General features: G+C 61.5%; 21 protein-coding genes. 6 read left to right on the plus strand and 15 right to left on the minus strand.

Annotated elements, in window-relative coordinates:
- The 7 genes from TX80_RS06320 to TX80_RS06350 form a co-directional block, all read right to left on the minus strand.
- Positions 1-2,067, minus strand: a complete 2,067-nt coding sequence (locus TX80_RS06320) for a DEAD/DEAH box helicase (protein WP_049922295.1) — start codon at positions 2,065-2,067, stop codon at positions 1-3.
- 117 nt (positions 2,068-2,184) lie between these two features.
- Positions 2,185-3,312: an ABC transporter substrate-binding protein gene (locus tag TX80_RS06325; protein WP_049922296.1), complete on the minus strand. Its 1,128-nt coding sequence runs from the start codon at positions 3,310-3,312 to the stop codon at positions 2,185-2,187.
- Positions 3,313-3,359: 47 nt separating this feature from the next.
- The gene (locus TX80_RS06330) at positions 3,360-4,226 is read right to left on the minus strand and encodes an ABC transporter ATP-binding protein (protein ID WP_049923170.1); all 867 of its coding nucleotides are present in this window, start codon (positions 4,224-4,226) and stop codon (positions 3,360-3,362) included.
- Positions 4,227-4,306: 80 nt separating this feature from the next.
- Positions 4,307-5,416, minus strand: coding sequence for a FecCD family ABC transporter permease (locus TX80_RS06335; RefSeq protein ID WP_049922297.1), 1,110 nt, complete (start codon positions 5,414-5,416; stop codon positions 4,307-4,309).
- Between the two features lie 88 nt (positions 5,417-5,504).
- Positions 5,505-5,870: a cupin domain-containing protein gene (locus TX80_RS06340; RefSeq protein ID WP_049922298.1), complete on the minus strand. Its 366-nt coding sequence runs from the start codon at positions 5,868-5,870 to the stop codon at positions 5,505-5,507.
- Between the two features lie 124 nt (positions 5,871-5,994).
- Positions 5,995-6,189: a cold-shock protein gene (locus tag TX80_RS06345; protein WP_004267330.1), complete on the minus strand. Its 195-nt coding sequence runs from the start codon at positions 6,187-6,189 to the stop codon at positions 5,995-5,997.
- Between the two features lie 116 nt (positions 6,190-6,305).
- Positions 6,306-6,524 carry a hypothetical protein gene (locus TX80_RS06350; RefSeq protein ID WP_049922299.1) on the minus strand — a complete coding sequence of 73 codons (219 nt, stop codon included), beginning with the start codon at positions 6,522-6,524 and terminating at the stop codon, positions 6,306-6,308.
- A gap of 113 nt (positions 6,525-6,637) precedes the next feature.
- Here TX80_RS06350 and TX80_RS06355 point away from each other — a divergent pair, with 113 nt between their 5' ends.
- The 3 genes from TX80_RS06355 (at position 6,638) to TX80_RS06365 (ending at position 11,397) form a co-directional block, all read left to right on the plus strand.
- Complete coding sequence (locus tag TX80_RS06355; RefSeq protein WP_049922300.1) at positions 6,638-7,102, plus strand: Lrp/AsnC family transcriptional regulator; 465 nt, start codon at positions 6,638-6,640, stop codon at positions 7,100-7,102.
- Positions 7,103-7,400: 298 nt separating this feature from the next.
- Positions 7,401-8,894 carry a proton-conducting transporter transmembrane domain-containing protein gene (locus TX80_RS06360; protein WP_049922301.1) on the plus strand — a complete coding sequence of 498 codons (1,494 nt, stop codon included), beginning with the start codon at positions 7,401-7,403 and terminating at the stop codon, positions 8,892-8,894.
- The gene (locus tag TX80_RS06365; RefSeq protein ID WP_049922302.1) at positions 8,887-11,397 is read left to right on the plus strand and encodes a DUF2309 domain-containing protein; all 2,511 of its coding nucleotides are present in this window, start codon (positions 8,887-8,889) and stop codon (positions 11,395-11,397) included. Before TX80_RS06360 ends, TX80_RS06365 begins: the two co-directional genes overlap by 8 nt.
- Positions 11,398-11,444: 47 nt before the next feature.
- Here the strand turns inward: TX80_RS06365 and TX80_RS06370 are convergent, their stop codons facing one another.
- On the minus strand, positions 11,445-12,167 hold the full coding sequence (locus TX80_RS06370) for a carbonic anhydrase (protein WP_049922303.1): 723 nt from the start codon (positions 12,165-12,167) through the stop codon (positions 11,445-11,447).
- A 144-nt stretch (positions 12,168-12,311) separates the two neighbouring features.
- Between TX80_RS06370 and TX80_RS06375 the strand changes: the two genes are divergently transcribed.
- On the plus strand, positions 12,312-13,352 hold the full coding sequence (locus TX80_RS06375) for an NADP-dependent oxidoreductase (protein ID WP_049922304.1): 1,041 nt from the start codon (positions 12,312-12,314) through the stop codon (positions 13,350-13,352).
- Here TX80_RS06375 and TX80_RS06380 read toward each other — a convergent pair.
- The 4 genes from TX80_RS06380 to TX80_RS06395 all read right to left on the minus strand — a co-directional run bounded on the left by TX80_RS06380 (position 13,349) and on the right by TX80_RS06395 (position 17,130).
- Entirely contained in the window at positions 13,349-13,795 is a 447-nt protein-coding gene (locus TX80_RS06380) for a DUF4870 domain-containing protein (RefSeq protein WP_049922305.1), read from the minus strand. The genes TX80_RS06375 and TX80_RS06380 overlap by 4 nt on opposite strands.
- A 201-nt stretch (positions 13,796-13,996) precedes the next feature.
- On the minus strand, positions 13,997-14,764 hold the full coding sequence (locus tag TX80_RS06385; RefSeq protein ID WP_049922306.1) for an ABC transporter permease: 768 nt from the start codon (positions 14,762-14,764) through the stop codon (positions 13,997-13,999).
- Between the two features lie 70 nt (positions 14,765-14,834).
- The gene (locus TX80_RS06390) at positions 14,835-15,848 is read right to left on the minus strand and encodes an ABC transporter ATP-binding protein (RefSeq protein ID WP_049922307.1); all 1,014 of its coding nucleotides are present in this window, start codon (positions 15,846-15,848) and stop codon (positions 14,835-14,837) included.
- A 94-nt stretch (positions 15,849-15,942) separates the two neighbouring features.
- Positions 15,943-17,130 carry a CBS domain-containing protein gene (locus TX80_RS06395; protein ID WP_049923171.1) on the minus strand — a complete coding sequence of 396 codons (1,188 nt, stop codon included), beginning with the start codon at positions 17,128-17,130 and terminating at the stop codon, positions 15,943-15,945.
- Positions 17,131-17,396: 266 nt separating this feature from the next.
- Here TX80_RS06395 and TX80_RS06400 point away from each other — a divergent pair, with 266 nt between their 5' ends.
- Positions 17,397-17,927 (plus strand): 50S ribosomal protein L16, encoded by a 531-nt coding sequence (locus TX80_RS06400; RefSeq protein WP_049922308.1) that lies wholly within the window; start codon positions 17,397-17,399, stop codon positions 17,925-17,927.
- Between the two features lie 141 nt (positions 17,928-18,068).
- Here TX80_RS06400 and TX80_RS18535 read toward each other — a convergent pair.
- Positions 18,069-19,069, minus strand: a protein-coding gene (locus TX80_RS18535) for an IS630 family transposase (RefSeq protein ID WP_154658594.1) whose coding sequence is annotated in 2 segments (ribosomal slippage) — positions 18,069-18,577 and positions 18,577-19,069 — 1,002 coding nt in all. Because the reading frame shifts where the segments join, the coding sequence is not laid out codon by codon here.
- Positions 19,070-19,200: 131 nt separating this feature from the next.
- Between TX80_RS18535 and TX80_RS18540 the strand changes: the two genes are divergently transcribed.
- Positions 19,201-19,680 carry a hypothetical protein gene (locus TX80_RS18540; RefSeq protein ID WP_081661480.1) on the plus strand — a complete coding sequence of 160 codons (480 nt, stop codon included), beginning with the start codon at positions 19,201-19,203 and terminating at the stop codon, positions 19,678-19,680.
- Between the two features lie 404 nt (positions 19,681-20,084).
- Here the strand turns inward: TX80_RS18540 and TX80_RS18930 are convergent, their stop codons facing one another.
- Positions 20,085-21,203, minus strand: a complete 1,119-nt coding sequence (locus tag TX80_RS18930) for a hypothetical protein (RefSeq protein ID WP_154658595.1) — start codon at positions 21,201-21,203, stop codon at positions 20,085-20,087.
- A gap of 176 nt (positions 21,204-21,379) precedes the next feature.
- Positions 21,380-21,844 (minus strand): hypothetical protein, encoded by a 465-nt coding sequence (locus TX80_RS18935; protein ID WP_154658596.1) that lies wholly within the window; start codon positions 21,842-21,844, stop codon positions 21,380-21,382.
- Positions 21,845-22,134: the final 290 nt, after the last annotated feature.

Raw genomic sequence — 22,134 nt, forward strand, 5'->3', positions numbered from 1 at the left:
TTAGAGGTCCGCGTCCCGAAGCTCGAGATCCGCGATTAGCTCGTAAGGGTGGGCGTCCTTGCGGATGCCATCCAACAGTACAAAGGCCTCGTCAGGGTCGAGAAAGTGTTCGGTGATGACCCGGCCAAGCGGCGTCGGATCGAAGCCGTCGATGAACTCGTACTGCAGCAGCTTTCCGATGGCGTGTTTGGTCGGGATCTCGCCGAGCATCCGGTCGTTGAGCGCCTTCGCGGCCTTGCCGCCGACGGTGACGTTCGCGAGCGTCTCCTCGATCGCGGCCCCCTCGTCGTAGTGGGTCATCACCGACTCCATCTCGCCTTTGAGAAGTTTGAACGCGACCTCGTCCTCGGTCATCTCCATCGAGTTGTGATACGAGCAGTCGGGTTCGACCAGCACGTACACTTTTCCCTTGTCGTGGTAATCGGGCCGGCCCGCGCGGCCGAGCATCTGGTGGAACTCCTGGACGGAGAGCCACTCGATACCCATCGCCAGCGAGTCGAAGATGACCTGCGAGGCGGGGAAGTCGACCCCCGCTGCGAGCGCGGCCGTCGTCACGACCGCGGACAGTTCCTGGTCGCCGAACTGCCGTTCGACCGTTTTCCGGCGTTTGTAATCGAGCCCGGCGTGATACGGCGCGGCCGAGTACTCGAGTTTCCGCGAGATCTCGTGACACCGCCGCCGGGAGTTGGTGAAGATGATCGTCTGTCCCCGGTAGCCTTTGGAGGACTCGGTATCGAACTCGCGTTTGACGAGTTTGTTCTCGATGCGGACCTTCTCTTGCCCGTCGGCGAAGGTGACGTGGCGTTCGATCGGCACCGGCCGCTCCTCGAACTCGATGAGTTTCGCCTCGAGTGCTTCGGTCAGTTGCTCGGGGTTGCCGACGGTCGCCGAGAGGTAGACCCACTGTGCGCCCTGATAGTCGTCCCGGCGGCTCGCGCGCTGTTCACAGGTGTATTTCAGCCGGGAGATCAATCCGTCGAGGCGGTGGCCCCGTTCGTCCTCCTTCAGGGTGTGGACCTCGTCGATGACGACGGTCCCGATGTCGCCCATGTCCTTGCCGGTCCGCAGGGCGTGATCGATCCCCTCGTAGGTGCCGACGATGACGTCGGCGTTGGGGTCGAACTGTTCGCCCTCGTCGGCGATTCGACTCGCCCCGACGCGGATGGAGACGTCGACGAGGTGGCCGTACTCGTCCTGAAAGTCCTCGTACTTCTGATTGGCAAGCGCAACCAGCGGCACGAGAAAGAGCATCTTCCCCTTGCCGTTTAGCACGCGGTTGATGCCGGCCATCTCGCCGACGAGCGTTTTGCCGGTCGCGGTCGCCGAGACGACGAGTTGGTCGTCCCCGTCGAACAGGCCGTTCTCGACCGAGAGGCTCTGGACCGGCAACAGCGTCTCGAATCGGTCCTCGAGCAGGCCCTGCAGGCCCGGATGCAGGCGCAACGAGTCAACGCGAACGGGGTCGACCTCGTCGGTCGTCGCCGAGATCGTATCGAACTTGGTGAGGTCGGGATCGAGCTGGCCCTGCAGGAGGTTGACGATCCGCTCCAAGTCCTGGACCTCGAGCATGAGCTCCTCCAGCCGCTCTTTTGCGGCTCCCGTCACTTCGCCGCCGCCGGTAAAGGAAAGCTGGCGCTCGAGTTCCTGACGGGCGCAGTCCCGGCAGATCCAGTCCCGGTCGTCTTTGACCGCGGTGTCGGTCGTGATCGGGGAGTACCGGCCCGCCGAGGCACAGTACCGACAGGTGCGGACGGTCTTTGCCTTGTCGTCGAGCTGGTACCCCTCGAGCATCGCCGTCAGTTCGCGACGCGCCGCGGGCGAGGTCTGCTCGGAGATGCGAATCCGTTCGGCTCGTCGGGCCAGTTCGACGAACTCGTCGGGTTGGCGGGGCTCCTCGCTCGAGCCCTGTTTGAGCCGGAATTTGGCGGGCCGTGGCCCGGCCGTCGTTTCCGAGAGGACGAGTTTCGCCCGGAACAGCCGTTCGCCGTCACGTCGAACGACGACGAGGTAATCGTCGCCCGTCTCGTGACAGAAGATCGTTTCGACCTGCTGGACCTGCTTCGACACGACGGCGACTATGGGCGGCCGGTATTTCAGCGGTTCGGACTGGGTCGCCCCCCGTATCGACCCGGAGGGGTCTCCGATCAAGTCGACGCCCGCGCGTTCTCGAACGGGCTGAGTGGCCTATATATCGCCGTTGACGATATTGCCGACGCGCTCGCGGTCGAAGAGTTGTTCATCGACGCCGTAGACCTGCCGGGCTGCCCGCTCCGTGAGAACGAGGTTCGCGATCGGGCCTTGGTGAAGCGGTCCGCCGCGGTAGACGTCGCCGTTCTTGACGGCGGTCAGTTCGCTGGCGACGTTGTGGTTTTCCATGTACGAGACGACGGTGTCGCGGAACTCCGCCGCCGTCTTGTCCTCGTGGCCGCGGATCAACAGGACGTCCGGATCGATTTCCAACAACAGTTCGTAGTCGACCCGGGAACGACCGGCGTGGAAGTCCTCGACGTCCGCCGTCGCGAAGGCGTCCTCGACGCCCAGATCCCGCCACTGCTTGAAGCTCGTCCCTTCGTCGATGAGATACGGCGAGAATTCGTCGGGTTCGGCTTTCGGCTGGGGCCACATGATCGCGACCGACGGGCGCTCTTCTTCCGGCGGAACGATCTCGTCGATCTCGTCCTGGAACTCCTCGTGGAGCGTCTCGAAGGCCTCGTAGCGCTCCGTCTCCTGAAAGAGCTCCGATAGCTTTTCGAAGGCCTCGTACAGCGTGAGGTAATCGTAATCGTGCCAGTTGTACCCGCGAGAGAAGATGCTGTTGCCGAAGAAGGGCGTCCCCGTCGCCTCTATCTGTTCGATGTCGGATTTGTCCCAGTGATCGGTTCGCCCGATGATGAAGTTCGGGTCCATGACGAACACGTCGACGTTCCCGCTCAACTCGATGAACTCCTCGGGGGTCAGATCGTCGTCCCAGAGCGAGTCTATTTCGGCCGCCTCCTTGTCGACGCTTACGTCGGGGATGTCGTCGTAGTACTGGGTGTGGTAGCGTTGGGTGAGGTAGAGGGCTTCGGGTGGGTCCTGGCCCAGCGCAATACCCATATCAGCCCAGGTACCGTTGTTTGCCGCCCACGTTTCCGGAACTGAATCGAACTCGACGGTGCCGACCGGCTCCATCGTCACGGAGTAGCTGCCGGTCGTTCCGTTCTCGTCGCCGGACCCGCCGTCCATTATACAGCCGGCACCCGCCCCAGACACGGCGACCACTGCACCGGCTTTCAGTAGCTGTCGTCTCGTCGAACTCCGTTCGCGGCTCATAGTCTTTAGGCCAACCTAAAAGCTAAAAAGTCTTCTGAAACGGGCGCTCACGACGGATCTTTCGGGAGTGCCCGTTTCGGGAGGACCTGTAGCTCGGGTTCGTACTCGACGGTCGCCTCGACGTTGAAGACGTCCGCGAGCAACTGCTCGGTGACGATGTCTTCGGGCGGTCCCCAGTCGTACAGCTCTCCGTCCTGCATCGCCACCAGATAGTCCGCGAACCGCGCCGCCTGTGCGATATCGTGGAGGACCACGGCGACGGTGACGCCCTTTCGCTCGTTCAGCTGTCGGACCGTCTCCAGCACGCGGAACTGGTGATAGAGGTCGAGATACGTCGTCGGCTCGTCGAGCAAGAGCACGTCCGTCTCCTGTGCCAGCACCATCGCGATCCAGGCGAGCTGTTGCTGGCCGCCGCTTAGCTGCTCGAGTTCGGCGTTCCGGAGGTGGGTCACTCCGGCAAGCTCGAGTGCACGATCGACCGCCTCGCGGTCCTCGTCGGTGACGCTTTCGAAGAACCCGCGGTGGGGATACCGGCCGTGGTAGGCGAGGTCTTCGACGGTAATACTTCCGAGGGAGTCGGTTTCCTGCGAGAGGATCCCGAGTTCGCGGGCGAGTTCCTTCTGGCCGAACGAGTGGATGTCTTTCCCCCGGAGCGTGACCGTTCCCGCCTCTGGCTCGAGTTGACTCGAGAGGGCTTTCAGGAGGGTACTCTTGCCGCTGCCGTTTGGGCCGACGAGCGCGGTCACTTCCCCTTCGGGAATATCAAGCCGCGCACAGTCGACGATGGTTTCCTCCGCCGTCGGATAACTCAGTTCGAGGGCGTCGCCGACGAGCGCGCTGTCGACGGCGACCCCGTTGCTGTCGGTAAGCTGTGCCTCGGTCGGTGTGTCGGTTGCGGTCGGGTCCGGGTCCATCTCGCTGTCGGTCGATCGGTCGGCGTTCGGTTGACTGTGCGTCGGTCGTGTCCCCTCGAGTTCGCTGTTTTGTCCGCTCATCAGATCTCACCCATCGATTGCTGTTTGCGCATCAGATAGAGGAAGTACGGTCCGCCGATCAGTCCGGTGACGATCCCGACGGGAAGCTGTGTGCTGCTCACCGCCAGGCGTGCACCGACGTCGGCCGTGACCATCAGTGCTGGCCCGGCGAACAGACAGCCGATCATCAACCGCCGGTAGTCGCTGCCCACGACGTTCCGGACGATGTGGGGAACGACGAGCCCGAAGAAGCTGACGATGCCGGCCACGGAGATGGCGACGCTCGCGGCCAGGATGGCGACCGCCGAGAGCAGAAAGCGCACTCGCTCGACGCGCATCCCGAGCGAGCGGGCGGTTTGCTCGCCGAGCAACAGGACGTTGAGTTGGCGCGCGCCCACGAGGGCGATCAGGATCGCCGCGGCGGCGGGCAACACCGAGATCCGGACTTCCTCCCAGCCGGTGCCGATCAACGATCCCGTCATCCAGGCGATCGCCGTCTGGACGACCCCGAGATCGTCGGCGAAGAAGAACAGCCCCCGTTGGATCGACTGGAACACCATGTTGACGATGACGCCCGCCAAAACGAGGCGGACGGGACTCGTTCCGCCTTTCCAGGCGATCCCGTAGACCAGGAGGAACGCGACCGTTCCACCCAGCGCAGCGATCAGCGGCAGGTACGGGGCGAGACCGCTGAAGACGACCAGCGTCGCGAGTACCGCGAACCCGGCTCCGGAACTGACTCCCAGCACGAAAGGGCTTGCAAGTTCGTTTCGCGTTACGGCCTGAAAGATCGCCCCGGAGACGGCAAGGGTCGAACCGGCGATGATCGCTACGAACACCCGCGGGAGGCGGATGTTCCAGACGACGAGACTGTTGGGCTCCATCTCGGGGAGCTCAGCCCCGAGCAGGAACGACTTCCAGACGTCGATGTCGAACACCACGTCTGGGTTGAACACCGCTTGCCAGGCCTCGACGAACGTCATCGTGTACGGTCCGTAACTGACCTGGACGAGTCCGGCGACGACGGTAATCACCGTACTCGCCAGACAAAACAGCAGCAACGTTCCGGTAACCCACCCCTCTCGATTCCGGGTCGTTGCATGTCCCCCGGCCGGTTGCGACCCTGCCATTTGCTTTAGGTTTGCCTAAACGCCGTTTAGTAGTTGCGATTATCATTTTTGGGTCGACCGGCGACAGGTGTGGCTCCGGTGGAATCGGCTATTCGACCAGTTCGATTTCGTCGTCTCCGTTCGGCACGGCACAGATGAACGCGCCCTGCTCGTCGCCGTCGTTGCGGTACCAGTGGACCGTGCCGGCGGGGATCAAAAGCGAGTCGCCGGGTTGGACGTCGTAGGTTTCCTCGCCGATACCGACCGTATACTCGCCCTCGAGCACGTACTGTTCGTGCTCGACGGCGTTCGTGTGTTCCGGAACCTCGGCCCCGGGCTCGAGGACGAACCGTCGAATCGCGAAGTTCGGCGCGCCGTGATCGTCCGCGATCAACACGCCCTTCTCGAGGCCGTCAGCGGCGTCGACGGTCTCGTACTCGATCTCGTCACCGCGTCGGAGCAGCGGGTCGGTCATATCTCGAGTCGGTGGTGTATCCACAAAACCGTCGGGGATTTGTCGGTGTCAGATCGAGCCACAACGCCGTCGCTCACCGGTATAAAATACTGCAATCAAGTGCCGATACTGCTTCGAATTCGCCTTACAGGCGCTCGACGTTCGTCGCGCGGGGGCCCTTGGGGGCCTGCTCGATTTCGAACTCGAGCTCCTGTCCTTCTTCCAGGTCCGGGCCGCCGATGTCTTCCATGTGGAAGAACACGTCGTCGTCCGCGTCCTCAGTCTCGATGAATCCGTAGCCGCCAGTGTCGTTGAAGAAATCAACGGTTCCTTTCGCCATTGCTTCTAAAGAGAGCAGTTCGGTACTGATAAACCCTCCGACTCTATTCGCCCACTGATTTCGAAATTGCCTTCCGGTCGCCTGCCCCTCGCTGCCGTCGGTTCGATCGGAACCGATCAAACGTCTTCGCTGTCCTCCAGTCGGCGGACGGTTACGGAGACGAAATACACCAGCATGAACAGGGCAAAGCCGACGACGAGGCCGCCGAGTTCCCGAGTCCCGACGTTCGACGGCGAAACGACCGCGAGCACCGCGAGTCCGGCAACGAACACTGCAATCGTGAAGAGACCGATAGCGTAGTAGAATCCGAGATCGGACTCGAGGAGTCGTCGCATGCCCGGTGTGTATCGGTGGGAAAGCAAAACGTTACCGACACGGACGAACCTCGACCGTCTGCGCCCGTCCGAACCGGCGAAGTTCCTTAATGCATCGTGAATAAACGAACCGTATGACGGAGTACGAACTCGATGCGATCGATCGAGAAATCCTCTACGCGTTACAGGAGGAGGCACGGAACCTCTCGTCCAGTGAGATCGCCGAACGGACCGACGCCTCCTCGAGTACGGTCCGCAAGCGCATCCAGCGCCTCGAGTCGGAGGGAGTCATCAAGGGCTACAGCGCGAACATCGATTACACGAAATCCGGCTACCCGATCCGGATGCTCCTTTTCTGTTCGGCACCGATCCCGGACCGCGGCGAGTACATCGACGACGTCCTCGAGATCCCCGGTGTCGTCTCCGTCCAGGAACTGGTGACCGGCGAACAGAACCTGCTCGTGACGGCCGTCGGGGAGACGGACCGGGATATCACGCCGGTCGCTCAGGAGATCTCGGACATGGGGCTGACGATCACCGACGAGGTACTCGTCCGCAGCCAGCGGTCCACCTCGTTCGACGAATTCTCGTCACAGTAGGCGGCTGAAATCGCCGACCCGGTTCCGAGTGCTCGACGCTCACACGGCAGAACCGCCGCCGGTAGCGGTTCTGCTGCCGTTCTCCGTCCGGTCTTCGCCCGGTCGCCGTCCGCTCGAGCCCGTATTCACTGAGTAGTACTCCGTATTACGCTAGGTGTCGAACGATTTGTTCGAACCGAAGCCTATAATAACCGCATCGTTCATAATTTGGCTGAAGACGACCAGCATAGCAAGTGTTGCCGCAAACACCGAGCGACGACGAGCGGGACACTCCGTGCTGGTCTCCCTGAACCGAAGCATGAGCGGTAAACCAACATCCGACGACGATGTCGCACAACTCTCCGAACCGACGCCGCCGACCTCGCTCGTCGCTCGAGCGGCGACCCGGATCGTCTGGGCGCTTTTCCTCTGTAGCGTCGGCGTTCTCGCGCTTGCGGCCCGATCCGGCACCGAGTGGGCGTTCGCGGGCGTCCTCCGGATCGACGGCCTGACGACGGTGATGTGGGCCGTGGTGTCGTTCTTTAGCGGGATCGTCCACAGCTACTCCCGCCGCTACATGGCGGGCGACAGCGACATCGATCGCTTCTACTACCGGGTCCTCGGTTTCACCCTCGCCGTCATGACGCTGGCCGCGGCGAATCACGTCGCGCTGTTCGTCGCCGCGTGGCTGGCGATGGGACTGCTCATGGCCGCGCTCATCGGGCACGTCCGCGGCTGGGACCAGGCCCGGGCCGCCGCGGCCCTCGCTCGCCGCTCTTTCCTCGCCAGCACCGCGTTGCTTGCTGGCTCGCTTGTCGTCCTGTCCTGGGCGACCGGGTCGACGACCATCACCGGTATCTTCGACGGTCTCGAGGGCGTTTCGCGGACGGTCGTCCTCGTCGCCGCCGGCGGCCTCGTCCTCGCGGCGATCATTCAGTCGGCGCTGTTCCCGTTCCACGAGTGGCTGCTGTCGTCGATGACGGCACCGACGCCGGCGTCGGCGCTGATGCACGCCGGGTTCGTCAACGCGGGCGGGGTCCTGCTGACGCGGTTCGCGCCGGTCGTCGCCGCCGACCTCACCGTGATGTCGAGCATCGTCGTCATCGGGGCGGTCAGCGCCCTGCTCGGCCAGGCGATGATCCTCGTCCAGCCGAACGTCAAGCGGGAGCTCGGCTGCTCGACGATGGCCCAGATGGGGTTTATGATACTGCAGTGTGGTCTCGGCTTTTTCGCCGCCGCGATCGCACACCTCGTCTTACACGGCTTCTACAAGGCGTATCTCTTCCTGTCGTCGGGAGCCGTCGTCGAGGGGACGGTCCCCGAGGCCGCCGAGCGAACCCGTCTGGGCGTTTCGGGGGTTGCCGTCAGCCTGGCGACGGCCGTCGGCGGCGGTGTACTGTTCGGCGTCCTCACCGGCAAGGCGACGAGCCTCGCGCTGAACGGTGGAACCGTTCTGACGCTCGTGGTCGTGTTGACCACGCTGACCGCGGCGCGGGATATCCTTCGGCGGTCGACGCTGCCGACGGCGGTCAGGTTCGTCAGCGTTCCGCTCGTCGTGCTGACCGCCATCGGCGGCTACGCCGTCGCGTTCAACGCCGTCTCGACGATGCTCTCGGGCGTTCCGATGACCCACGTCTCGACGGAGATGACGATCGCCCACGCCCTCGTCGTCGCCGCGTTCGCCGGTGCCTATCTCGCCGCCGAGTTCGGCTGGCACCGCTCGAGCGTGCGTCTCTACGTTTCGCTTTTGAACCTCTCTCAACCCGATCCGACGACCATGCTTACCGACAAGGAGGAGTACAAGGATGTCTGAGTCACCCGACGATCAGCGCCGCATCGAGGAGAGTATCGATCGCGCGGCCGACCGCATCGGCTCGGTCTGGCCGCTGCACTCGTTCGTCACGGCAAACCCGCTCTCGGGGTTCGAGGACGAACCGTTCCACCGGGCCGTCGCGGAGGGTCGGCGACTGTTCGGCGGCCGCGGCTACCCCCGGCCCTCGGTCTTCCGTCGGGCCTGGGAGGACGGCCGGATCGATCCCGACGTTCTGGATGCCGAACTCGAGGCCCACGGGATCGACCGGGGACCCGAAACGCTGCTCGAGGAGTTGGCCGAGGCCGAACGCAACGCGACCGAGACCGACGCCGCGACGGACGCAGTCGATCGCGTGCTGACCAAGTGGCTCGCCGCCTTCCTCGACGCGGGCGAGGCGGCGTGGCCGATGCCGAACCGCGAGGCGGGGTTCTACGCCGCCTGGCGGGCGGTCGCGCCCCACGACGGCGACGTGCCGGACTGCGACGATCCCGCCGACCTCCCCGAGACGGCGACGGCGGCGCTCGAGGCGGTGTTGAGCGACCACCCCGAGGGACGCTGGGTGGACATCCTCGAGCACCACCTCGCCGCGCTGCCGGGCTGGAGCGGGTTCGTCAAACAGCGGGTCGACGACGACGCCGACCCGTGGCAGGAAGCGTACCCGATCACGCTGGCGGAGTATCTGGCGGTGCGGCTGACGCTGGCCGACCTGCTGGACGCGCCGATCGATCCCGACGGCCCGAGCGACGGCCGCGTCTCCAACGCCGCCGACGACGGGGTTCCCCTCCCCGAGATCTGGCTGACCGCCTGGGAGAAGAGTTACCGCGATCGCCTGCTCGAGCGGATCGACGACACCGTCACGGACCCGTCGAACGCGGGCGACGACGGCCGGCCGGCCGCCCAGCTCGTGTTCTGTATCGACACGCGCTCGGAGGTGATCCGCCGTCACATCGAATCCCAGGGGCCATACGAGACGCACGGATACGCAGGCTTTTTCGGCGTCCCGATGCGGTACCGCGGGTACGATTCCCACGCCGAGGCCGACGCCTGTCCGCCGATCGTCGAGCCGGAACACCGCATCGTCGAGCGGCCCGAAACGGGCGCGACGAACGGCGTTGACGGCGCGAACGCCCGGAACGGAACGGACCCCGCGACCGCCCACGACCGCTGGCACGGGCTGGTGACCGCGGCCCGCGAACACTTCGAGACGCTCAAGACCAACGTCGTCGCCGCCTTCACGTTCGTCGAGGGTGCCGGCACCGCCTACGGCTCGGCGATGGCCGCGCGGACGCTGTCGCCCTCGGCGATCGCCAAACTCGGCGACGCCGTCGACGAGCGCGTGCCGAGCAGCCACGAGGTCTGTTCCCCCGCCGTCGACTCCGACGAGTACGACGATCACGCACACGGCGACTCCGACCTTCCACAGGGGATGAGCCTCGAGGAGAAAGTCGAGTACGCCCGGACTGCCTTCGAACTCATGGGCTGGACGGAGTTCGCCCGGCTGGTCGTCTTCACGGGCCACGCGAGCGAGACGACGAACAACCCCTTCGGCTCGAGTCTCGACTGTGGGGCCTGCGCCGGGAACCCCGGTGGCCCCAACGCCCGCGTGCTCGCGGAGATCTGTAACGATGACGCCGTCAAAGCCGCCCTCCGCGAGCGCGGCTTCGAGATTCCGACGGACACCGTCTTCCTCGCCGGCGAACACAACACGACGACCGACGAGATCACCCTCTTCGACGGCGAGGTGCCCGAGAGCCACTCCGAGGACGTAGCGCAGTTACGTGAGGACCTCGAGGCGGCCCGGATCGGTGCCGCGGCCGAACGCACCGCGTCGGCGGCCGGCGACGACGCGGCGGACGCTGACCTCGAGAACGCGGTCAGCGAAGTCGAACGCAAGGCCGCCGACTGGGCGGAGACCCGCCCCGAATGGGGGCTGGCCGGCAACGCCTCGTTCGTCATCGGACCGCGGGAACTGACCGACGACCGGAGCCTCGACGGCCGCGCGTTCCTGCACTCCTACGACTGGACGACCGATCCGGACGGCGACGCCCTCGAGGGGATCATGACGGGACCGCTGGTCGTCACCCAGTGGATCAACAACCAGTACTACTTCGCGACCGTCGACAACGCCGTCTACGGCAGCGGATCGAAGATCACGCAGAACCCGGTCGGCAACGTCGGCGTCGTCCAGGGCAACGGCGGCGACCTGATGACCGGCCTGCCGCTCCAGTCGCTCAAGCTCGAGGACGACCGGCCGTACCATCAGCCGCTGCGGCTGACGGCCGTGATCCACGCGCCGGTCGAGCGCGTGACCGAGATCCTCCGCGAGCACGACGCGGTCAGGCGGCTGCTCGACAACGGCTGGATCGGCGATCTGACGGTCGTCGATCCCGAGCAGGACAACGCGACGCTTCGCTACGCGGGCGACCTCGAGTGGGAAGCCGAGGTCGAGACCGAGACGACCGAGTCCGCGACGCCGACCGCACGGACGGCGGACGACGACTGACGGCTCGCTGCCGTCGCGTCGGTCGGCCGGACCGTCCGTACCCCGAATCAGCCGGTCGCTTCGACGTCGTCGTACAGCAGGCTCTTTCTCGCCGCCTCGTATTCGTCCGGAATCAGGTCGTCGATCGCCGCCGTGTCGGTTTCCCCGTCGACGGAGACGAGGTACGCGCGCCCGGGTTCGTCGCCGTAGACGCCCTGGAAGTCGTAGACGAAGCCGTAGACGTCGATGTCGTTCGGGACATCGTCGGCCTCGCACAGCGAGCGCGCCTGATAGCCGACGTTGTACTCGACGAGTTCGTTGATCGTCCGTTCGTCGTCGGCGTCGATATCGACGAGCCCGCTCTCGAGGGCCTCCTCGACGACCGGGACGAGCTGATCGATCCACTTGTCGACCCCCTTCGGGCCCGGCGGCTCCTCGCCGATCGCGACCCGATAGGCCGCGGTGATGGCGCCACAGCCGGTGTGGCCGACGACGGTGACGACGTCGGTGCCGGTGTGGTGAATCGGATAGAGGATCCCGCCGTCGACGACCCGCTCGCCGTCGTCTTCGTCCCAGATCTGGTTCCCGATGTTGCTCGGCGTGAAGACGGCACCCGGCCGTTCGATGCCCCACATTCCCTCGTGTGCGACCCGCGAGTCGGAACAGCAGATCGCGACGACGTTCGGATGCTGGCTCTCCTGGACGTCCGCGAAGTAATCCTCGGGCAGCGCCTCGACGTGGCGCTGGTTGCCCGCGAGTAACCGCTCGAGGATATCGCGATCGGTCGCCATAGCGACCGTACGCGAACGACGGGCAAAAAGCTTCGAGCCGGACACTCTCGCCGATGAGCGACGCGCCAGCGGTCGCGGGAGCGGGCGACCGCCGGTCGGTTCCGGGAAGCCAATCTTCACTTGTCGCCGCTGTCATGTTATCGTATGGCTGAGACCAGACAATGGCGACTCGAAAGCCGTCCCGTCGGCGAACCGACTCACGAGAACTTCGACCTCGTTACCGTCGAGCGCCCCGAACCGGGGCCGGGTGAGGTCCTCGTCAAGACCGTTTACCAGTCCGTCGATCCGTACATGCGAGGCCGGATGCGGGACGCCGAATCCTACGCCGAGCCGTGGGCGGTCGGCGAACCGATGAAGGCAGGGGTCGTCGGCGAAGTCCTCGAGTCCAACGCCGACGAGTTCGAGCCGGGAGACGTCGTGACCGGCGAACTCCTGTGGGCCGAACACGCCGTCGCGGACGCGGACGAACTCCGCACGGTCGATCCGGATCTCGGACCGATCTCGACGGCGCTCGGGGTCCTCGGGATGCCCGGCGTGACGGCCTACTGGGGACTGCACGATATCGGCGACCCCACGCCCGGCGATACGGTGGTCGTCTCCGCCGCCGCGGGCGCGGTCGGCTCCGTCGTCGGGCAACTCGCCCGACTCAACGGCGCGCGGGTCGTCGGCACCGCCGGCAGCGACGAGAAAACCGCGTGGCTCACCGACGAACTCGGGTTCGACGCCGCGGTCAACTACACGGAAACCGACGACCTCGGTGACGCGATGGCCGCGGCCTGTCCCGACGGCGTCGACGTCTACTTCGACAACGTCGGCGGCCCCATCACGGACGCCGTCTGGCCGCTGTTGAACGACCACTCCCGGGTCGCCGTCTGCGGCCAGATCTCGCTGTACAACGCGACCGAGGTTCCGACCGGACCCCGGAAACTCGCCACGCTCATCGAAACCCGCGCTCGCGTCGAAGGGTTCCTCGTCAGTGACTACGAGGACCGATGGGGCGAAGCGCTCGAGCGCCTCTCGCGGTTCATCCGCGCGGACGAACTCCACTACCGCGAGCACGTCGTCGACGGCTTCGAGAACGCACCCGACGCGTTCCTCGGACTCTTCGAGGGCGAAAATATCGGCAAACAACTCGTTCGCGTCGCCGACTACGACGGCGACTCGTCGGTCCAAAACGGCAGTTAGACGAACCGCGGCGTCAGCGGGTACTCCCACGCCTCGCCGTCGTTGGCCTTCACCGCGGCGACGACACAGAGGGCGAAGTTGACAAGCGGCAGGATCGCGAGGAGGACGATCCCGAAGACGACCAGGACGAGCACCATCGAGATGATGATGTACGCCGTATACGCGATCTGCCAGTTCAACGCGTTCCGCGCGTTTTCCTCGACGAACGCATCGTCGGTAGCCACGAGAACGACCAGCGGACCGATGACCCACGTTATCGCCGCGAGGAGGTGTGTTATGGCCGCGAACGTCCGCTCGTCGCTCGTCCCCGGATCGGCAGTCCTCCGTTCGGTCGGGTCCCCGTACTCGCTCGTCGTGTCGTGGACGCTGACGCCACACTCGGCACAGTAGTTCGCCGCCGGATCGAGCGCAGCGCCGCAGTTCCCACAGGTCGAGTCGTCCATACCGTACGGAGAATCCCCGCAAAATAAACAGTACCGGAACCGGTCGTCCGCAGCTCCGGTTTGAGTCCCTCGAGAGAGCCGTCCCGACGGGTCCGGGTAGATTTGCTTCCGATCGACACGAACGGCCGTCTGACGGTGGCGACGATGACGACTTCCTGCCGCCTGAAACCGAGCACAGCCCGTCGAAAATCGCGAGCGTGGTCAGTCGCTGATTCCAACGCCACGCTTGAACAGCAACAGATCGATCCCGAGAACGACCACGGTTGCGGCTGTCAGGACGAGCAGGGAGACGTTCGGATCGATCTCCGTGACCCCTAACATTCCGTACCGGACGCCGTTGACCATATAGACCATCGGATTAAGCAACGATACGGTGTAGGCCAGTCCGTCGAGTTGCTCTAGCGAGTAGAACACTCCACCGAAGAACACCAGTGGTCGAAGAAGGAACTGGTTCATGACCGTCAGATGGTCGAAATCCTCCGCGAACAGCCCGCCGATTACTCCAAGCCCGGCAAACAGGGTCGTGGTCACGAGCCCGAACCCGATCAGGTACAGCGGGTGAGCGAACGGAATCGACGTGAAGAGAAAGCCGACGCCGATGATCAACGCCCCGATGATCAACCCCCGGAGCGCGCTCGATATCACGTACCCGGCGACAGTGTAGCTGTGTGACAACGGTGCCGTCACGACTTCGTGAATGTACTCGTTCCACCGTCCATGGAAGATGCTGAACGAGGAGTTTTCGAAGGCGTTCGAGATGGCACCCAGTACGACCAGCCCGGGCAAGACGAACTGAATGTACGTTACGTCGCCGATCGCGCCGATCCGGCTTCCGAGGATAACTCCGAACACGGAGAAGTACAGGACGTTCGTAATCAACGGGGGCAGGAAGGTGTTGTACGGCCGTCTGACGTACCGCAGTACCTCCCGCCGGATGAGCGATTTGAGCTGTGTACTGGCAACGCTCATGCGTGATCACCGCTGACTGGATCGTCGGTCGTCGGCTGTCGGCACAACGCGTCGAAGCCGTGCGACGACATCAGACGATCCCCTCCTGTTCGCGCTCGGTCTCGCGGTCGTCGGCCGGCGCGACCCGTTCGTCGTTCGAGGCCGACGACCGCGTCACCGTTCGGTCCTCGCTTCGCGTCAGATCGACGAAGATCTCCTCGAGCGACGTCCGCGAAATCTCGAGGTCGGCGACCTCGTACCCCTTCGCTTCCAGATCGTTCAGCAACTGCGGCGCGGTCGATCCGCCGTCGTCGACGCGCACCTCGAGTCGGTCGCCGGCAAGCGTCGTCTCGTGGGCGTAGTCGGCCGCCTCGAGATCGGGGGCTGCCGACGGCGACGACTCGAGGCGCACCGCGATCGTATCGGTGCCGCGCGTTTTGAGTTCGTCCGGCGTCGCGACGGTCACCTTCCGTCCCTCGTTCATGATTGCAACCCGGTCACAGAGGCGTTCGGCCTCCTCGATGTAGTGAGTCGTCAGCAGAACCGTCGTCCCTTCCTCGTTGAGTTCGGTGACGAGTTCCCAGAGATCGTGGCGCAGTTGGACGTCGACGCCCGCCGTCGGCTCGTCCAGAATGAGCAGGTCGGGATCGGTCACGAGCGCTCGAGCGAGCAACAGCCGCCGTTTCATTCCGCCGGAGAGCCAGTCGAAGCGCTCGTCGCGTTTGTCGTAGATACCGACGCGTTTGAGCACCTCGTCGGCTCGTTCGGCGGCTTCGGCTTCCGGGATCCCGTGGTAGCCGGCCTTGTGTATTAGAACCTCTCTGATCGGAAAGAACCGATCGACGTTGAACTCCTGTGGCGCGAGTCCGATCGCGTCGCGGGCCTGCCGGTAGTCGTCCTCGACGTCGTAGCCGAAGACGCGGGCCTCACCGCCGGTCTTGCGGACGAGACCGACCAACGTGTTGATAAACGTCGTCTTGCCCGCCCCGTTGGGACCGAGCAAGCCGAAGAACTCGCCCTCCTCGACGGTCAACGAGAGTTCCTGCAGCGCACGCAAGTCGCCGTACTCCTTCACGAGATCGACGGTCTCGATGGCCGGTGGCATCGCCGAAGGATCGGCACCGGTTGCGGTTAAGAATGTTGGTATCGGCACCCGAGACGGCCGTTATTGCCGGGTTCGCGCGACCGTCGTCTAGCGATCAGTCCGCGGTTCGAGGCTGGCCGGCGAGATCGACCGCACCGCCGCTTTTCTGGACGATATCGAACGCCGTCATCAGATCCGTCCGCGAGATCAGGCCCACGAGATCGTCGTCGTCGACGACGAGCAAGCGACCGATATCGTCCTCTCGCATCTGCTCGATCGCGGTCATCGCGTCGGAGTCCGGCGAGATGGTCTTCAGATCGGTCGTCATCACGTCTTCGACCGTGAACGCGTCGCGTTCGACCGGATCGATCTCTCTGGCGTCGGAGAGCGTCACGAGGCCGACGAGTCGTTCGCCGGCGACCGAATCGCGCTCGACGACTGGATACCCCGTGTGACGTTCGGTGAACATCCGGTGGATCAGATCCGCGATCGACGTCTCCGGATCGACGGTGTGGAGGTCGGCTACGGGCGTCATGATGTCGCTGACGGTGACGTCCTGAAAGGCCGCTTTCATCGTCACCTGCTGGGCCTCGCTCGAGGCGGCGATGTAGACGAAAAAGGCCACGCCCAGAATCAAGACGTTAAACGGCGGGATCAGCGCGAACAGGCCCATGAGGAGCGCGAACAGTTTGCCGACGCTTGCGGCCTGCTGTGTGGCTTTCGCGTACGGCTTGCTGCGGGCGAGAAACGCCCGGAGCACGCGCCCGCCGTCCATCGGGAACGCCGGAAGCATGTTGAAGGCCGCGAGGACGATGTTCAGTACCGCGAGATAGCCGAAGACGAACCGTGCGCTGCTGAACGATTCGGGGGTCACGACGAAGAGGGCATACGAAGCGACGCCGACGAGTACGGAGACGATCGGTCCCGCGATGGCGATCGTAAACTCCTGTTTCCAGTCCTCGGGCATCTCCGACAGCGCCGCGATGCCCCCGAACAGCCAGAGCGTGATCGAGTCGATGGGGAACCCGTACCGCTGGGCCGTCAACGAGTGTCCGAGTTCGTGGAGGACGACCCCGACGAAGAGCCCGATCGCCGCGACCAGTCCGACGATGTACGGGTACCACCACTCGGCGGTAAGCGCGCCGATGTCGATCCCGGCGTCCATGCTCGTGTTGAGGATCTGGATGACGGATTCGATCTGGACCCCGATGAGATACGCGAAAAACGGGAGGACCAACAAGAACGTGAGATCGAGTTTGATCGGGATCCCGAACAGGGTCCCGATCCGGAAACTCCTCATCATACGGGATACTTCCCGTGGAAGCTCCTTAAACACGCTGGCGATACGGCGGGTCCGCCTTTCACCCGCCGTTTCGGAAGCCGTCTCGAGCCTGTCTCCTCCCTCGAGTCGTCGGTCCGATCGATCGGCGTCGCGGTGTGGCGACCGGTTTTCGGCACTGGACCGTGTACGCCGGCGAAAGCGGGCCGTTTCGAAATCCGTGGCTCCAGCGCGTGCTTCGAAGCCTTTATCCGAACGGTAGGCCTCGGTTTTCGTAAGTAACCACAACCATGTCCGACAAACCCGCCTCAATGTACCGGGAGATCAGCAAGCCGGCCTACACGCGCCGCGAATACATCACCGGCATCCCGGGCTCGAAGATCGCACAGCACAAGATGGGCGACATCAGCGCCGATTCGGAGGACTATCCGATCCAGATCAGCCTCGTCACCGAGGAAGAGGTCCAGATCCGTCACGGATCGCTCGAGGCGTCGCGCCTGTCGGCCAACCGCCACATGCTGAAAAACGCCGGCGAAGGCAACTACAAGATGATCCTGCGCAAGTTCCCCCACCACGTCATCCGGGAGAACAAGCAGGCGACGGGTGCCGGAGCAGACCGTGTCTCCGACGGGATGCGTCAGGCGTTCGGGAAGATCGTCGGCACCGCTGCCCGCATCGACGCCGGCGAGCGCATCTTCACCATCTGGTGTGACGTCGATGACGCCGACTTCGCCAAGGAGGCGCTTCGGCGTGCTTACAACAAGATCTCGCCGCCGTGTCGCGTCGTCGTCGAGAAAGGCGAAGAGAAGCTGATCGCCTAAGCTGCCACCGCCTTCTGCAATTCCTGCCTTCGACCCGCGAGAGTGACATCCGGGTTTCGAGATCGACTCGAGAACGGAAGAAATCGGCGGAGGCCGTAGGGATCGGCTTTTCGAACCGCTCGGGTGTTACTATAGTAGGCGTTAGAAATAATTGCTCACCTTTGGGAGCGAGAGTTGATCAATAGCTGTATCAATCGCTGTTGTGAGCTCGTTGAGTGAGTCAAAGAAGCGATTGCTAAGTGCCGCTTGGAGTTGTCTCCAGCACTCTTCGACCGGGTTTAGCTCTGGTGAATACGCCGGCAATGTTACGAAAGCGAGGTCGTCACGGGCCGCTAGGTCCGTGACGGCCGACGCCCGGAAATACGGCGCTCCGTCCAACACAATAATTAAGTCATCTTCGAACTCTTGGCATAATGCGAGAATGAAATGTTTTGCATGATCGGCGGTAACGTACTCTTCAAACCGAGAGAAAAAGCGATCACCGTCCTCGGTGATCGCGCCTAAGAGACACGTCCAGTCGCGTTGTCCGGACAATTCAACAGACGGTCGCGTGCCGCGCGGAAACCACGCGGCATGCGGCTCAACTTGGACGGATTTCTTAGTTTGATCGATACAGACTACTGTGGCATCCATTTCCTGCCGTTTTTTTTGAGTTCCTCGCGGAACGTTTCTTGTTCCTCAGCATCTGATTCGGCGGCTGTACGTCGTGTTTTTTGATAGCTCAATCCCGCTTCTTTGAGCAACCGCCGGCAGCTTGGGATTGAGTACTCGACATCGTAGGTCTCGTCGAGATACTCCTGGACGAGCGCCGGCGTCCACGCCGGCGCGTCTACCCCAACTTCTTCAGGTGATTCGTGGACTGTTTCTTCGAACTCTTGCTGCTCTTTTTCTGAGAGTTTTCGCTTTCTTCCGGATCGATGAGCATCAGTAACGGCCTGCTCAAGCGACCCGTCAGTGTCGAGTCGCTTGAGCCAACTGTAGATTGTTCGCCGGCCGGTGTTATGCCACTCGGCTAGTTCGGTCTGCGTAACGCCGTTTTTGTACGCAACCGCCGCTAAAAGCCGTTGTGTCGGCTTCCTTCCTTCGACGTTGTCGAGTGCGTCGTGAAGTTCTTCGACGGAGATCTCATCAAGATGATCCATTAGATGCAGCAATCTACAGGCGGAAAGTTCTAATGGTTACTATATTTCATACCGAACTGCGATAAACAGACGGCATGCATCGTTTCCATCCTCCGAGGTTGTGAAGTACGATACCGCGGCCAAGAGCGGTGATGTCTTCAACCGATACTCAACGTCGTGACGATCTCCTCATCGCCGTCGCACTGACCGAGTTTTCAGTCCAGTACGAAGCCGCTAATCCCGAACTCGCCGAGCGCGCTTGGCAGTTGGCCGCTGATCGACTTCTCGAGCACGATGTCGAACCCAATTTCCCAATCGTCGTCTTCGCTACCCTAGACGCACACCGAGTGGCGCGCTTTGATCGTGCCGTCAACGATACGGACTCATTGGCGACTGCCGACCGTCAGCGGATAGGTGTCAGCGACGAGGCGACCGTCGGCAGCCTCGAAAATCCGCCACAGTTCGTCGGCGTTTTTGAACTCAAAATGTGCGCCCTTTGTGCGGTCGTGGTGCTTCTTGTAGCAGTCGAGACAGTAGTAGCGTTCATCTGCTCCGGACTCGATCTCTTCGCGTGGTCCGGCAACGAGTTTGTCCGAGACCACGCTTTGTTGGCGTGTTCGAAACGACCGTAGAGGACGTGGTACGTGGGGTCGTCCCCGGACAGTGTCGTCTCGCAGTACTTTCACTCGACGGATTCGTCGTCACTTGGCATTGGTCGCACCTCGCTGACCGTCGGTCGACTCGTACTTGCGTTCAATGCCGAACTCGTCCCAAATCTCGTTGACGCGTGGTTCGATCCCTTTCGCGGACGCATCGGGTTGACTCAGTGGAACGTATCGAGGATGTCCGTATCAACGGATCTGTCGGCTCGGGAAACCGTAAGACCAACCAGCGCACTCGTATCGGCGACGACCATGCGAAGTGGCCCACTCACCGATCGTCGTCGTCGGCCGCGGTATCAACCATCGTCACATTGTCACCGTAGATGCCTACGTCATCGGAATTCCTACTTATAAATTATATTAGGTGGTATTCGCTAATAGGCACTAACCTCGAATCGATCCTCAATCGCGTGCATCTTTGTACCTTCTGAGTGCCCGTCTGTTTCACCCGGTCCTCGATGAATTCCAGCGAGCAAAATGTCTATATGACCAACGTATTCAAAGTAGGGACCGCCTGAGTCACCCCCATCACGGTCAGCATGTATTTGTAGATAGTCAGTATTTTCTCCAACATGGGTAACTGGACCTTCGACGGTACCAGTGGTTCCACCTTGCTTTTCAATCGATGTTCCTCTATCTTCGTAGTCCTTTAATGTGTCCTCCATTAAAGTCCCAACAATGTTGTAGCCTTTGTAACTATCTTCACCTCCGTCACTAGCGAGGTCAGATTTATGTTCTACTCCAGATGTGTCGATCACACCCGCATCAAAGCCGTACTCATCAACAACTCTTGATGGGTCTGGTCCGCCGATTTTTTTATCTTTATCGTGTGGCTGATACGAATTTTCAGAATCTTCTAAGCAGTGTCCTGCTGTAACCATCATTTGTTCATCGGTACTATCATCCGTCACTGTAGCCCCTAATGTGCAGTAACCGTCCTCCGAATCTCCAAAGCATGCACCACCAACAAGTGGCCGATATTCGTAATCATAATATGTATTACTTTCAGTACTTTTTAACGGGTCAGTCGATTTTTCGATCTTATTGAATTCCACATCAAATGATTGATTATACGATACAGAACTTGACTCAAATTCCCCCATAACTTCACTTGGTGTATTTTCTTGTAGTGTTTTGAATTGGGCATCAGAATCAGTGGTTTGAACTTGTTTATTATTGCCTTCTTGCCTTTCCCTTTTAGCGACGTAATCGGCTTGAATTATATTCTTTTCGTGGTGTCCGTCTGTATCAGTTGTGACTGATATTTGAACAGCGTCAGTTGACATCGATCTATTAATCTGCTCTTCGAGCCGGTCTGCAGCATCGTATGCTGCCTGGATCTTTCCCCAACGATCAATATCGACCGTTCTGTATACTGCTTCTCGTTCATCGCTTAATTCACCGTCTGAATCGCGAGTCCGCCTTAGCGCGTGTAGAATGGGAACTTCCTTTTCTGGATTGTCAGTAACTTCTGCTAGTGTATCTCTGGACATAAACTGCAGCGCACTGGATGATACACCAACTCCAGAGAGTAGTTTGAGGAACCTTCGTCGACTTCCCGTTCGAAGTATGTTGGATCTATTTATACTTCGACTTAATATTATAGTTCACATATTAATAAACTATGTGAATAAGTGCTGTATTACAGGTACAATAAAATATAAGAAGGTTAATCGTTTTCTTCAGTTGTTACCCAAACCAACTCTCCCTGAAACTGGAAATATACTCCAGTACCTCCATTTGATTCATTAGGTAGCGAATATTGAGGGAAAGTTGCTAGTTCCGTATCAATTTCTTCTCTTTCCAGGTCACATAGTCCAGAAACACTTCCTAAACCATCCTCTCCATCAAGTGCGTCTTCGATTGCTCTTTGAATAATATCTTTACTACTTATGTTTTCACTGTCGAACTCAACTGCTGAATCTGTTTGAATTGCCTCTTTATTTTCGATGACAACCGCATCAATACTATCCTGACAGTGGTCGTTCGATTGTGCTCCGTTCTCACTACTAGAATTATTACTCGTACTCTTATTCACGTTTGTTTTTTGCCCACTTCTATCATCATCGAGACATCCTACAAAGACCGAGACAGTTATCATACTACCACTGGTAAGCACCGTTCGCCGATCCATGGACATAAATTCATTCATAATACTAAAAGTTTGTTGATACAGTTTCCCGTTGTCGGCTCAAGTCAAGACGTGTCCGCCAGAGCCACTGAGATACAAGTTCGCACTCCGCCAAGCACATGTTACAGCGATAGCGAGGCGAAAGCCCACCCGTTTACGGGTGGGATGAAGCCGACAACTGGGAATCTCTCTACGCTCGTAGCCACGGCCGGGGTTGGATGCTTTCGTAACATCATTTGGTGAGGGATTTCTATATACTGACGATGCCTCGTGGGTTCGACAGGGAACGTACC

This window comes from Halopiger djelfimassiliensis, from assembly GCF_000455365.1.
Lineage (GTDB): Archaea > Halobacteriota > Halobacteria > Halobacteriales > Natrialbaceae > Halopiger_B > Halopiger_B djelfimassiliensis.